The organism is Corynebacterium pollutisoli (genome assembly GCF_900177745.1).
Classification (GTDB): Bacteria; Actinomycetota; Actinomycetes; order Mycobacteriales; family Mycobacteriaceae; genus Corynebacterium; species Corynebacterium pollutisoli.
In genome coordinates, this window is record NZ_FXAR01000001.1 from 447,921 (window position 1) to 460,628 (window position 12,708).

General features: G+C 68.7%; 14 protein-coding genes and 1 pseudogene. 4 read left to right on the plus strand and 11 right to left on the minus strand.

Annotation, left to right across the window (positions count from 1 at the left end; translation table 11 throughout):
• Positions 1 to 19 precede the first annotated feature (19 nt).
• The 3 genes from B9Y70_RS02155 to B9Y70_RS02165 are packed head-to-tail and all read left to right on the plus strand — an operon-like array spanning position 20 to position 1,267.
• Positions 20 to 658, plus strand: a complete 639-nt coding sequence (locus B9Y70_RS02155; RefSeq protein WP_085548585.1) for an IMPACT family protein — start codon at positions 20 to 22, stop codon at positions 656 to 658.
• 10 nt (positions 659 to 668) lie between these two features.
• The gene (locus B9Y70_RS02160; RefSeq protein ID WP_085548586.1) at positions 669 to 902 is read left to right on the plus strand and encodes a hypothetical protein; all 234 of its coding nucleotides are present in this window, start codon (positions 669 to 671) and stop codon (positions 900 to 902) included.
• On the plus strand, positions 899 to 1,267 hold the full coding sequence (locus B9Y70_RS02165; RefSeq protein WP_085548587.1) for an RNA-binding S4 domain-containing protein: 369 nt from the start codon (positions 899 to 901) through the stop codon (positions 1,265 to 1,267). Before B9Y70_RS02160 ends, B9Y70_RS02165 begins: the two co-directional genes overlap by 4 nt.
• Positions 1,268 to 1,373: 106 nt before the next feature.
• Here B9Y70_RS02165 and B9Y70_RS13200 read toward each other — a convergent pair.
• From B9Y70_RS13200 to B9Y70_RS02205, 9 genes and pseudogenes are all read right to left on the minus strand, one after another.
• Positions 1,374 to 1,805: pseudogene (locus tag B9Y70_RS13200) on the minus strand (PrsW family glutamic-type intramembrane protease); the annotation flags it as partial.
• 24 nt (positions 1,806 to 1,829) lie between these two features.
• Positions 1,830 to 2,048, minus strand: a complete 219-nt coding sequence (locus B9Y70_RS02175; RefSeq protein WP_085548589.1) for a hypothetical protein — start codon at positions 2,046 to 2,048, stop codon at positions 1,830 to 1,832.
• The gene (locus tag B9Y70_RS02180; RefSeq protein WP_085548590.1) at positions 2,045 to 2,584 is read right to left on the minus strand and encodes a hypothetical protein; all 540 of its coding nucleotides are present in this window, start codon (positions 2,582 to 2,584) and stop codon (positions 2,045 to 2,047) included. Before B9Y70_RS02180 ends, B9Y70_RS02175 begins: the two co-directional genes overlap by 4 nt.
• Before the next feature lie 39 nt (positions 2,585 to 2,623).
• Positions 2,624 to 3,613 carry an LLM class flavin-dependent oxidoreductase gene (locus B9Y70_RS02185; protein ID WP_085548591.1) on the minus strand — a complete coding sequence of 330 codons (990 nt, stop codon included), beginning with the start codon at positions 3,611 to 3,613 and terminating at the stop codon, positions 2,624 to 2,626.
• 34 nt (positions 3,614 to 3,647) lie between these two features.
• Positions 3,648 to 3,773, minus strand: coding sequence for a hypothetical protein (locus B9Y70_RS13110; RefSeq protein ID WP_273043260.1), 126 nt, complete (start codon positions 3,771 to 3,773; stop codon positions 3,648 to 3,650).
• A 39-nt stretch (positions 3,774 to 3,812) separates the two neighbouring features.
• Positions 3,813 to 4,850, minus strand: a complete 1,038-nt coding sequence (locus tag B9Y70_RS02190; RefSeq protein ID WP_085548592.1) for a GTP pyrophosphokinase — start codon at positions 4,848 to 4,850, stop codon at positions 3,813 to 3,815.
• Positions 4,843 to 7,317, minus strand: a complete 2,475-nt coding sequence (treY, locus tag B9Y70_RS02195) for a malto-oligosyltrehalose synthase (RefSeq protein WP_085548593.1) — start codon at positions 7,315 to 7,317, stop codon at positions 4,843 to 4,845. The genes B9Y70_RS02190 and treY overlap by 8 nt, the downstream gene beginning before the upstream one ends.
• Positions 7,318 to 7,362: 45 nt before the next feature.
• Entirely contained in the window at positions 7,363 to 7,938 is a 576-nt protein-coding gene (locus tag B9Y70_RS02200) for a hypothetical protein (RefSeq protein WP_085548594.1), read from the minus strand.
• Positions 7,939 to 8,015: 77 nt separating this feature from the next.
• Complete coding sequence (locus B9Y70_RS02205; protein ID WP_085548595.1) at positions 8,016 to 9,143, minus strand: hypothetical protein; 1,128 nt, start codon at positions 9,141 to 9,143, stop codon at positions 8,016 to 8,018.
• Positions 9,144 to 9,210: 67 nt separating this feature from the next.
• Here B9Y70_RS02205 and B9Y70_RS02210 point away from each other — a divergent pair, with 67 nt between their 5' ends.
• Positions 9,211 to 9,573 carry a winged helix-turn-helix transcriptional regulator gene (locus B9Y70_RS02210; RefSeq protein ID WP_085548596.1) on the plus strand — a complete coding sequence of 121 codons (363 nt, stop codon included), beginning with the start codon at positions 9,211 to 9,213 and terminating at the stop codon, positions 9,571 to 9,573.
• Here B9Y70_RS02210 and glgX read toward each other — a convergent pair.
• Together glgX and B9Y70_RS02220 are read right to left on the minus strand one after the other, a co-directional pair.
• Positions 9,570 to 12,029, minus strand: coding sequence for a glycogen debranching protein GlgX (gene glgX, locus B9Y70_RS02215; RefSeq protein ID WP_085548597.1), 2,460 nt, complete (start codon positions 12,027 to 12,029; stop codon positions 9,570 to 9,572). The two genes, B9Y70_RS02210 and glgX, sit on opposite strands and share 4 nt — an antisense overlap.
• 39 nt (positions 12,030 to 12,068) lie before the next feature.
• Positions 12,069 to 12,605 (minus strand): TetR family transcriptional regulator, encoded by a 537-nt coding sequence (locus B9Y70_RS02220; protein ID WP_085548598.1) that lies wholly within the window; start codon positions 12,603 to 12,605, stop codon positions 12,069 to 12,071.
• Between the last annotated feature and the right edge of the window lie 103 nt (positions 12,606 to 12,708).

Sequence of the window (12,708 nt, forward strand, 5' to 3'; positions counted from 1 at the left end):
CCGACTACTATCAGACCTCATGCTCACGACCTACCAGTTGCCCGCCGCCGGCCAGACGTGGAGCCACGAGTGGGAGGTCAAGCGGTCCCGGTTCCTCTCCCTCGCCCGCCGCACCCCGGACGAGCAGGCCGCGCGCGAGTTCATCGCCTCGGTGCGCGCCGACTACCCGGACGCGCGCCACCACTGCAGCGCGTACATGCTGCACGTCGAGAACGCGAACCCCATCGAGCGTTCCTCCGACGACGGGGAACCCTCCGGCACCGCCGGTCGCCCCATGCTCGACGTGCTCAAGGGATCGGAGCTTCTCGACGCCACCGTGGTCGTCGTCCGCTGGTTCGGCGGCATCAAACTCGGCGCCGGTGGCCTCGTCCACGCCTACTCCCAGTCCGTCGGCGACCTGCTCCCGCAGGTTCGGCGCGTCACCCGGGCGATCCGCGAGCTCTACCTCATCGAGGTGCCCCACGCCGAAGCCGGACGCCTCGAGGCTGACCTGCGGGCCCGGGGCGTGGCCATCACCGACACCGACTACGGGGCGGCGGTCACCCACACCCTGGCGGTGGAACCCGGCGGGCGGGAGGAGCTGGAGTCCACCCTCGCGGCGCTCACCGCCGGGGCCGTGATCCCCGTCGAGGCGGGCACCGCGTGGGTCGAGTATTAGGATGGTGCGCATGACAATGCAGCGTCGCCCCAACAACCCGATCGAACAGCGCAAGCAGGCCGTGCGCAGGTACACGCGCAACGCCGCCCTCTCCGTCGGCGGCGGTGTCGTCGGCGGTGCCGCCCTCGCGCTCCTGTTCACCAGCTGGACCTGGCTCGTCCTGGGCCTCGTCGTCGCCGTCGTCGGCGGCTTCTACAACTGGAACAAGGTCCAGAAGATCGTCAACCACCGCGACAACTACTGATCGTGTCCGTCCGCATCGACGTGTGGGTGTGGGCGGTGCGCATCTTCAAGACGCGTACCGACGCCGCCGCGGCCGTCCGCGCCGGGCACGTCAAACTCAACGGGGTGGCCGTCAAACCCGCCCAGCAGGTCGTCCCCGGGGACCGGGTCCGCGCCTGGGTCAACCACCGGGAACTTCAGCTCGAGGTGGTGGACACCCCGCGCAAGCGCGTCGGCGCACCGATCGCCCGCACCTGCTACATCGACCACTCCCCGCCGCCCCCGCCGAAGGAGATCCTCGCCTCGCAGCCGCAGCGCGACCGCGGTTCCGGGCGCCCCACGAAGCGGGAGCGCCGCCAACTCGACCGGCTGCGCGGGAGGGACTAGACCATCCGCCGTGCCGCGATCCAGCACGCGATGAGCGCCCCAGGTACACGGGCCACATGACGGCGTACGCCCATCCGCCCGCCCAGTCGTAGTTCCACGCGAAGTGCATGAGGAAGGCGAGGGTCGGCCGGCCCTGGCCGTACAGCCAGCGCCGGGAGGTGCTCAGCCGGGGATGGGGGAGCGCCAGGCCGATGCCCAGGCCGGCGACCGCGGAGAAGAACACGGGCAGGCCCGGGCCGGCAATGGCCCGGATGAACCACATGGTCAGCAGGCCGTCGACATCGGAGTTCGCTTCCTCGAGCGCCCCGGCGGCACCGTACTGCACGGTCTCGATGAATTCGAAACCGAGGCCGACGAAGACGCCCACGAGCAGCCCGTCCCAGGGGCGGTTCCACAGGCGCGGCAGCGCCAGCAGGATGAGCGCGATGCCGAAGGATTTTCCGATTTCCTCCGGCCAGGCCCCGCCGAGGGAGGCCTCCGCGGCCTCCCACCCGAGGGCGGTGGCGATGGTGGTCAGTGATTCGCCCGCGGCGAAGATGAAGGCGAAGGACCCGAACGCGCCTCACGCCAGGGGGAGCAGCGGCCAGGCGCCGGCCGGACGCCACAGCACCGAGCGGCGCATGAGCGCCCACACCACGGCGATGACGACCGCGGAGACGACGAAACCCGCCAGGAGCGAGACGGGGGTGGCCCGCCCGAAGGCGCTGAGAGTCAGGACGTTGACGGCCGCGCCGACGACGATGATGGCGCCGATGATGACGCCGGGGATGAGTCGGATCACGGAACCCTCCGGACGTCGGACAGCAGGGCGGAGGTGGTGTCGGTGACCGCGCCCTCCGGGCCGGAGGGCGCGGCGACGAGAGCGTTCGCGCCGCTCCGCTCGCCGAGGACGATGACGCTGTACGCGGTGTCGCCGACGCTGGTGGGGCCACCGGTCCAGGCGCGCAGGCCCTCGCCCACCTCGGCGCGGGTCATGTCGGGTGGGGTGGCGGTGGCGAAGGTGGCGGCGCGGATGGCGCGGACCCCGAAGCGGGGCAGATCCTCCACGTCCTCCGCCGAGCGGGTCACGACGGTCACGTCGCCGCACGTAAACTCGTGCGCACCCATCGTGAGGGAGGCACGGCGGTCGCAGCTGCGGGGCGCGGTGGCGGACAGCGCCGGATCCACGCCACCGAGAGTGATGATGTCCACGCTCTCCAGGGCGATCGGCTCGTCCCGGGGCGTGAGGGCCGCGGCGAGGCCGAGGGGCAGAAGCGTCGCGACGAGGGCCAGGCCGCAGGCCGTAGCGAGGGCCGGGGGTGGGGTGGATACAATCACCGGCCCATGAAACCACCCCTGTGGTCAGACCGAAAAAAGCTAGGCCAGCAGCTCGCGCACCCGGGGGATGACCTCCTCGCCGTAGAGACGGATGGTCTCCAGGTTGTGTTCGTGGGTGGTCGGCCCGTTGGCGTACTTGAGGGTGAAGCGGTCCAGGCCGAGAGCGGTGACGGTGTCCGCGATCTTCCGGGCCACGGTCTCCGGGGAGCCGACGTAGAGGGCACCGTGGTGGACCTCCGCCATGAACTGGTCGGCAGTGGGGGCTGCCCAGCCGCGCTCGGCACCGACGCGGCGGTGGCTGGCCAGCCAGTGCTCGAAGAGCCGTTCCTGCGCCTCCGCGTCCGTGGGGGCGATGAGGCCGGGGGAGTGGACGCCGACCGGGCCGCCCGGGATCTCCCGGCGGTAGAGGTCGACGAAGGGGCGGAAACGACGGGAGGAGCCACCGATGATCGCCAGCATAAGCGGCATGCGGTGACGGGCGGCGCGGAGCACGGATTCCGGGGAACCGCCGACGGCGACCCACACCGGCAGCTCGGTGGCCAGCGGCGGATGGAGGTGGTCCACCCCACGGTCCCAGGCGATGGGATCGCCGGAGGAGGCGGAGTCGAGCAGCACGCGCATGAGCTCGAGCTTCTCCTCGAAGAGTCGCTCGTAGTCGGCGAGGTCGTAGCCGAAGAGGGGGAAGGACTCGATGAAGGAGCCACGTCCCAGGGTGATCTCGGCGCGGCCGGAGGACAGGGCCTGCAGCGTGGAGAAGCGTTCCATGATGCGCACCGGGTCGTCTGAGGACAACACGATGACCGAGGTGGTCAGGCGGATGTGTGAGGTGCGGCCGGCGATGGTGGCCAGCACCATGTCGGGGGAGGAGACGGCGTAGTCGTCGCGGTGGTGTTCGCCGATTCCGAAGACGTCGACACCGACGCGATCGGCCTCGACCGCTTCGGCGACCACGTTCCGCAGAACCTGGTCGGGGGAGACGCCGTTGACGTCGCCGAAGGTGTCGAGGCCGAAAGTCAGGGGAGAGTTCATGTTGACGATGATACGTCAACAACTATCCGGGGTGCTACCAGAGACCCCAGTGCGCCGGCGGGAAGTCGATGCCCATCGGGCGGAAGAAGTTCGCGATGGTCAGGGCCCACACGTGGAGGGCGTCGGCCAGCTGGGGGAAGTCTTCACGGATGGACGACATGAAAGGTGCTCCTTATTCGGCGAGTGATACTAACCCTGCTCATGTTACTGGTTGATCCGGGGCATCGTCACCCAGGATGCGCGCGGCGCGCATGAGTTTCAGACGACGTGCCAACTGCTGCGGACGAAGCGCAGGTCGCACGCCGATCTCGCCCGTCCGCGTGATGTGGTCCCGCCCGAAACGCCGCAGCAGCAGATCGTCGATGAGGCGGATCTGCCCCGGATGGAAGCGGTAGCGCAGGGCCCCGTGGACATCCGCGATGTCGCCGTCGTCGAGAAGCTCAGCGAGCTCGGCGACCGTGGTGATGCCGTCGGCGGCGAGGATCTCCGCCAGGAAACGGTAGTTCTCTGAACGGGAACGCGGGAACCGGTTGCCCAGCAGCATCGCCAGCACACCCGGCAGGGTCTCCGGGGTGAGGTCGACGTCATCGCGGGAGGTGTCCTCCTTGGCGGCGTCCTGCGCCACCGCGATCTGGTCGAACTGCTGGTCCGCCAATTCGATGAGCCCGGCGGCCAGGGCGAAGGCCCGGTCCACCCGCGGGTCGAGCTCCTCGTTGCCCCGCTTGTAGCGGATGTCGTGCTCGAACTCCGCCCACGCATGCTGCAGCACGGTGCGGATCTGCACCTCGAAACTCACCCCCTTGTACTCGGCGAGCTCCGCGATGTCCGAGGAGTTCTCGTCGACCGTGAGGATGAGATGGTGCGAGCCGTAGCCGAAACCACCGGCGATGCGGGTCTCCGCCGTCTTGTCCACCGACCGCTCGACCGTGAAGGACTGCTTGAGCACCCCGATCGCCACCGGGATCTCCGTCGAGTGGAACGTGGTGACGCGCACCCCGATGAGATCGTGGATGTCCTCCCACGGATCCGGGTACATCCACTCACCGTTGTCCCGCTTCTTGTAGGCCTTGGCCTTGAACGACGGCCAGTCCTTCACGCGGGCGACGACGCGGTCGTACGTGACACCCGCATCCGCGAGCAGATCCTCCACCCCGGCGGCGAAATCCTCCGCCGCGTCAGGATGGGCCCGGACCCACTCGTGGTAGCGGTTGCCCAGCCGGGCGATCCGGTCAGACATCCTTGACCAGCAGCGCGGTGGGGAAGAGGTCGAGGACCTCGGCGAGCGGCACGGTCGCCTCGAAGCTGCGGCCCGTGAGACGGTCGGTCCACGTTCCCTCCGGCAGGGTGACGGTGGTGCCGTTCCACCCGCCCTGGCGCTCCAGATCGAGCGGGCGACGCGTCGCCAGGGTGATGACACCGATGCCCGCCTCACCCGGGGTGTGCGCCGCACCGCGGGCCAGGCCGATGAGGTGGGACTCCTCCGGGCCGACGGCGAACACCGACTGGACCTCGCCGCCCACGAAGTACTCCGGGTGCTCCGCACGCACCTTGAGACCCTCGTGGACGATGTGCAGCTTCGCGCGGTCGCCGTAGAGGTCGAGGTGCGGGTAGTCGCCGGTGGTCTCCGCCTGGGCCTCGGCCTCTGCGGCCAGGTCCTGCCAGTCGACGCCCTCGGAGAGGATGTCGAGGGTCTGCTGGCGGGCGGTGTAGTCGACGAAGCGACGGTTGTCCGGGTCCACGAGGGAGTCGTCGAAGAACTCCGTGCCCTGGTAGATGTCCGGGATGCCCGGGCCGGTGAGCTGCAGCAGCTTGCGGCCCAGGGAGACGCGCACCCCACCGCGGGCCAACGGCGCGACGAACTCGGTGATCATGGAGGTGACGGGGCCGTCGAAAAGCACGTCGACCCAGTCGAGGACCGCCGTCTCGAAGGTCTCCACCGGATCCACCCACGTGGTGTGGACGCTCGCCTCACGCAGCGCCTTGATGACGTAACCGTGGAAACGCTCCCGCAGCGCGTCCGTGATCTGGCCGTCGGCCGGCCACACACCCAGCAGGTTCTGCAGGAGGAAGTGACCGGTGCCCGCGTCCGGGGCCGGCACCACGGAGGTGACGCGGTGGACCAGTTCGGAGAAGTCCATGGGACGCTCGGTGAGCTCGATGATGCGGGCACGGACATCCTCGCCGCGCTTGGTGTCGTGCGTGGACAGCGTCGTCATCGCCTTCGGCCACAGACGGGCCCGCTCCTGCTGCAGCAGATGGAACTCCGCCGCTGAGACACCGAAACGACCCGGGGCACCACCCACCTCCTGCAGCGCGACGAGGCGGCAGGCACGGTAGAACGTGGTGTCCTCCACGCCCTTGGCCATGACGGCACCACACACCTGCGCGAAACGGATCTTCGCCTCGGCGTTGGCGTTGAGCGCGGCGACGACGAGGTCGAGCGCATCCCGCCGCGAGGGGAAACGACGCGACATCTCCGCCACGACGGTCGCGGTGACACGCGACAGGGAGAGGTAGTCCGCGCGGTACACCGGCATGGCGGCCACCAGCTCGGTGATGGTGGTGATGAGATCCTCTTCCGACACACCCGAACCGGCGGTGGAGAAGTTGTCGCGGCGCATGGCGCGGGCCAGGCGGCGGATCTCCGCGGCCAGCTCCTCCTGCGCCACCTCCCGCTTGAGCTGGTGCATGGTCACCTCGACGGCGGCCTCGTCCCACGTCGACCCGGAGTGCTGCAGCGCCAGCATCGACAGCGAATCCTCCGACTCGCGGGCGATGAACACGCCGTCCAGCTCCCGCAGGGCGTCGTACCCCGTGGTGCCGTCGACGGCGAGACGCGGATCGAGGGTCTCGTCGACCTCGAGGATCTTCTCCACGATGAGCCAACGTTCCGGGCCGACGACCTCCCGCAGACGGTTGAGGTAGCCGAAGGGATCGGACAGGCCGTCCGGGTGGTCGACGCGGACACCGTCGATGAGATCCTCGGCGATGAGCTGGCGCACGATGCGGTGCGTGTGCTCGAACACCATCGGATCCTCCTGGCGGATACCCGCCAGCCCGTTGACCGAGAAGAAACGACGGTAGGAGATCACGCCGTCGCGCCAGTACATCAGGCGGTAGTGCTGTTTCTCGTACACCTCCGCCACATCGTCGTCGAGGGTGACGTCATCGCCGACGGGGAAGATGTTGTCGTAGTAGGCCAGGACGATCTCGCCGTCCTCCTCGCGCAGCTCCAGCTTGTCGACGTCCTCCGGGGACCCCAGCACCGGCATGCCCAACTTGCCGCCGGCGCCGTTGTCGGCGTGCCAGTCGATGTCGAAGTAGTGCTCGAACTCCGATTCCTGCCCGTGCTTGAGCACGTCCCACCACCACTTGTTCAGGCGCGGGTTCTCCACACCGAGGTGGTTGGGGACGATGTCGATGATGAGCCCCAGCCCCGCTTCATGGGCGGCGGCGGCCAGCTCACGCAGACCCTCCATGCCGCCCAGCTCCGGGTTGATTTCGGTGGGGTCGGTGACGTCGTAGTTGTGGCTCGACGTCGGGTCGGCGGTGAAGATGGGGGAGAGGTAGATGTGACTGACGCCCAGGGACTGCAGGTAGGGGACCTGGGCGGCCGCCTCGGCGAAACCGAAGGCCCGTCCCGACGGGTCCGCCTGTGGTCCGCGCAGCTGCAGACGGTAGGTGGCGGTGATCGGACGACGCATGGAACTCCTCGGGTCGGATGAATGAAGAAAAGTGCACCTCACAGCTTAGGCGGGTGCGGCCACCGGCGTGGGGGACGACACAGCCGCCGGGAAGCCGTGCCGCCGCACCAGGGGTACCGGGGCCAGGGCCCCGCTCAGGTCCCACCCCTGCTTATCGACGTCCCCGCGCCCCACCGCCACCAGTGTGTTCTCCGTCAACACCAGCCACGCCGCCGGCTCCCGCAGGAGGGTCGCCAGGTGCCCGTCGAGCACCGCGAAGGTCCGCGGGTGCGCCAGCCAGGCGCTGGCGGGCGCGCCGGGCAACGCCACCTGCAGGCCCTTCACTCCGGGGCCGAGGAGGATCTCCGCCGGGCGGGTGCGCACCTGGATGCCCTCTGCCGTCCGGGCGGAGGCGATGAGGTTGGCCGCCGCCCGGTCCCACGCCCGGTGGGCCGAGAGGTCGAGATCTCCGAGGCCGCGGTAGGAGACGTCCGCCCCGTGGCACGTGAACGTGGCGCACAACTCCCGGGACAGGGCAATGTAGGCGATGGTGTCGCAGAATCCGTCGTCGCTCAGGCCGCTGCGCTGCACCCAGGAATGGGGACGCAGTGCGGGCAGGAGGGCGGCAGGGTCAAGGGGCATGGGCACGTCCTAACTGTGGGAGGGGAAACCGTCACCACAGTTGGACTCCGAAAATCGCCCGAAGGTTCCCGGCAACCCTAGAACGGGGGTTGTTCGTCGTCCGCGGCGTCGAGCCCGAGCACGGCGATGAGCTGGTCACCGGTCCAGATCTGGATGTCCTGCCCCTTGGCGATGAGCTCCTCCGCCCGCTTCTCCTTCGAGGTCTTCGTGGCCCACGTGCCGGCGACGAGGATGGTCGTCTTCTTCGTGACGTTCTTCCCGACGTCCGCACCCAGGTCCGCGATCGCCGACCACAGCCGCCCCTTGTCGAAGGGCTCGAAATCGCCGGTGAGCGTGACGTGCTGCCCGAACAGCGGGCCCGTCGGATCGGCGTCCGGGTTGGCGTCGGGGATGACGTCCGGCGTAGCCACCGACTGCCACGGCGCGCGGCGGGGGGCCTTCTTCGGCGGCTCCTCCGTCCGTTGCTGCATGATGCTGCGCGCCCCGGAACGGTCGCGGAGCACCGGGTAGGCGTGTTCGGCGCTGAGGGTGCCCAGCGTGTAGCCGGAGGCGTGCTGGAACTCGGCGAGGCTGCCGCGGTGGTTCTTCTTCCGCGCCAGATCGACGACGAGACCGGCGGCCGTGCGGGCGTCCGCGAAGAACTCCGCCTCCACCCCCGCACCGCGGGCCAGGACCAGCGAACAGACGTAGGGGAGCACCGGCACCTCGAGCCCCGCCGCCAGGTACGCGCGACGCAGCGCCATCATGTGGAACTGCGCGTTGTGCGCGACGACGGGCAGATCGCCGAGGAATCCGGGCAGGGCCCCGAGGTCCAGTCCGGTGGCGGCCTCGACCTCCACCCCGTCGACGAGCTTCACGACGTCGACCCGGCTCACCGTGTCGCCGTCCGTCTCCACCGCCAGCGCCACGAAGTCCAGCCCGGCCACCGCGGCGGGCGCCTCACCGCGCTGCGCTGCCTCGATCGCGGCGAGGAAGTCCTCCGCCGCCTGCGCCTGCCCCGGGGCGAACGCCACCTCGGTGCCGGGGCCCTCGAGGGTGACCACGCCGACGTCGAGAAGCGAGGGCGGTGTGCACCGCACACCCGTGACCTGCGCCAACGGGACCTCGACGGAGTCCTGCCCCGTGAGCGCCGTCAGCAGGGCGGAACGGTCAATGCGGATGCTGGTGGCGGTGACACTGAGCTGGGCGCCGTGGGCCGGGATCACGTCGACGACTCCGATCGTTAGGAAAAGCAGGATGGACCGTCAGTCTACCGGGGTACCATGGGCGGGCATGGAGGACTGGGTACGCGATGCCGATCCCTTCGACCGCACCTGCCCGAGCCGTGCACTGCTCGCCAGTCTCGGCGACAAGTGGTCGATCCTCATCATCCTCAGCCTCGACGGCGAGCAGCTGCGCTACGGCGAACTCGAGCAGGCCGTCGACGGCATCTCCCCCAAGATGCTCACCCAACGGCTCCGCCGGCTGGTCGACGACGGCATCCTCGTCCGCTGGGAGTTCGACGAGGTCCCCCCGCACGTCGCCTACGAACTCACCGACCTGGGCCGTAGCCTGCTGCCGGTGTTCTACCCGTTCATCGGGTGGCTCATCGACCACACCCGCGACGTGGAGGAACACCGCAGCAGCGGAGGCTAGGCCTCCTCGTCGGTGTACTCGTCGCGCAGCGCGGCGCGGCGCTTCGCGGCGAGCTGCTCCTCCTCGCTCATCGAGGCGAGCAGGGCCTTGTTCTGACCCGGCTCGATCTCCGCCTCCTCACCCGGTGCCTCGACCTCTTCCTCCACCGGCTCAGTCTCGGTCTCGGTCTCGAGTTCCTCGGCGGTCTTCTCGGCGGTGGCGGCGGAATCCGCGGTCACCTTGTCGCCGACGACACCGAGGTCCTTCTCGCGCTCCGCCTCATCGACGATCTCGACCTCGTCGATCTCGTCCTCCTCGTCGTAGACCGGCGGCTCGATCTGCTTGAGCACCATCGTCGCGCGCGACGGCACCGTGATGGTGCCCTTCGCCTCGATGATGGACGCCTCGATCGGGTAGCCGATGTCCTCGGTCGTGTCGACGAGCAGCTGCCAGCGGGCACCGAAGGCGCGCGGCGGCAGGGTGAACTCGATCTCCTCGTAGTGGGCGTTGAACATGAGGATGAAGGAATCGTCCACGATCTTCTGGCCGCGGGCGTCCGGCTCGGTGATGGCCATGCCGTTGAGGTAGACCATGAGCGCCTTACCGAAGGCGAAGTCCCAGTCGTCCTGGGTCATCAGCTTGCCCGAGGGCACCAGCCACGCGATGTCACGGTCACGGACGTCGGCACCCAGGGGGCCGCCGGCAAGGAAGCGACGGCGACGGAACACGGGGTGACGGCGCCGGATGTTGAGCAGTCGCTTGGTGAAGGCGTGCAGGGAGGAGTTCTCCTCCAGCTGATCCCAGTCCATCCACGCCAGCTCGTTGTCCTGGCAGTAGACGTTGTTGTTGCCGTCCTGGGTACGCGCCATCTCATCGCCGTGGCTGATCATCGGGGTGCCCAGCGAGAGGATGAGCGTGGTGAGGAAGTTGCGGCGCTGACGCGCGCGCAGGGCCAGGATCTCCGGGTCGTCGGTCGGGCCCTCGACGCCGTGGTTCCAGGAACGGTTGTGGGACTCACCGTCGCGGTTGTCCTCACCGTTGGCCATGTTGTGCTTCTCGTTGTAGCTCACCAGGTCGTTGAGCGTGAAGCCGTCGTGGGCGGTGATGAAGTTGATCGACGCGGTGGGGCGGCGGCCGTTGTTGGCGTAGAGGTCCGAGGAACCCGTCAGGCGGGAGGCGAATTCACCCAGGGTGGCGGGCTCGCCGCGCCAGAAGTCACGGACGGTGTCGCGGTACTTGCCGTTCCACTCGGTCCACAGCGGCGGGAAGTTGCCCACCTGGTAACCGTCGTGGCCGATGTCCCACGGCTCGGCGATGAGCTTGGCCTGGGAGACGACCGGATCCTGCTGGACGAGGTCGAAGAAGGTGGCCAGGCGGTCGACGTCGTGCAGCTCACGGGCCAGGGTGGAGGCCAGATCGAAACGGAAGCCGTCGACGTGCATCTCGGTGATCCAGTAGCGCAGCGAATCCATGATGAGCTGCAGCGAGTGCGGGTCGCGCACGTTGAGGGAGTTACCGGTGCCGGTGTAGTCCATGTAGTGGTACTTGTCACCGTCGACGAGGCGGTAGTACGCCTCGTTGTCGATACCGCGGAACATGATGGTCGGGCCGAGGTGGTTGCCCTCCGCCGTGTGGTTGTACACGACGTCGAGGATGACCTCCATGCCGGCCTCGTGGTACGCGCGGACCATGCCCTTGAACTCGGACACGGCCCCACCGGGCTTGCGGGCGGCGGCGTAGTCCTGGTGCGGGGCGAAGAAACCGAAGGTGTTGTAGCCCCAGTAGTTGCGCAGGCCGAGGTCGCGCAGGCGGTCGTCCTGCAGGAACTGGTGCACCGGCATGAGCTCGATGGCGGTGACGCCGAGGTCCTTGAGGTAGGAGATGATCGCCGGGTGGGCGAGGCCGGCGTAGGTGCCGCGCAGGTTCGGCGGCACGTCCGGGTGGGTCATGGTCAGACCCTTGACGTGGGTCTCGTAGATGACCGTCTCGTTGTACGGGATGCGCGGGGCGCGGTCGGAACCCCAGTCGAAGAACGGGTTGATGACCACGGACTTCATCGTGTGGCCGAGGCTGTCCTCCTCATTGCGGCCGGACCCCGGCGGGTCGGCGAAGATGTCGTAGGAGAACAGGGACGGGTCGCCGTCGAAATCGCCGTCGAAGGCACGGGCGTAGGGGTCGACGAGGAGCTTGTTCGGGTCACAGCGCTTGCCGTCGTGCGGGTCGTACGGGCCGTGGACACGGAAGCCGTAGCGCTGGCCGGGCTGCACACCGGGGAGGTAGCAGTGCCAGACGTTCGCGTGCACCTCCTCGAGGTTGATGCGGACTTCGTTGTCCTCACGGTCGATGAGACACAGTTCCACCTTCTCGGCGACGTAGGAGAAGAGTGCGAAGTTGGTGCCTGCGCCGTCGTAGGTGGAACCCAGGGGGTACGGGTCACCCGGCCAGACCGTGTAGTTGTGCTCGGACTCAGTAGTCATGGTTGCCGATCTTAACGGTTCTCAGGCTGATTCACCGTCTCAGCCACGGCTTGTGGCCAGACCAGTGAGCAACAGGTCCACTCCCCGGCGGAAATCAGCGGACGCGTCACCCGGCACCTCGGCCCCGGTGTCGGCCGCATGCTGGGCCCGGGCCTGCTCCAGGGCGGTCGCGCCAAGCACGAGGTGGAGCAGGGAGGCCGCGCCGATGCGCCGCAGGTCCCCGTCCCCGGGCAGCGTCTGCGCCAACTGCTTCTCGACGTCCCCGCGTGTTTCCGACTCCGGCTGCGACAGGGCGGCGGCGACGAGTTCGGCACCGTCGCGGCGCGAGAGCATCGACTCCCGCAGCAGTTCGGCGAGGGCGGCGGGGGTGTCCGGCGCGGAGTCGGCGAGCACCGGGGCGAGGATCTCCTCGGCGATGGCCGTAATGAGTTGCTGCTTGTTCGCGATATGCCAGTACAGAGCTCCCGGTGCCACACCGAGGGAGGTGGCGACCCGGCGCATGGTCATGTCAGCCAGGCCGTACGTGTCCAGAATGGTCACGGCGGCGGCGATGATGGTCTTGCGGGTCAGCTGCACACCGTCAGAGCCTACCCGGTGGCGAAACTCTCAGGGAGCTGCCAGCCGTCGACACCTGCGTGTTGATAGGGTGGCCCATCGATCGACCATCAGAATCCGGCAG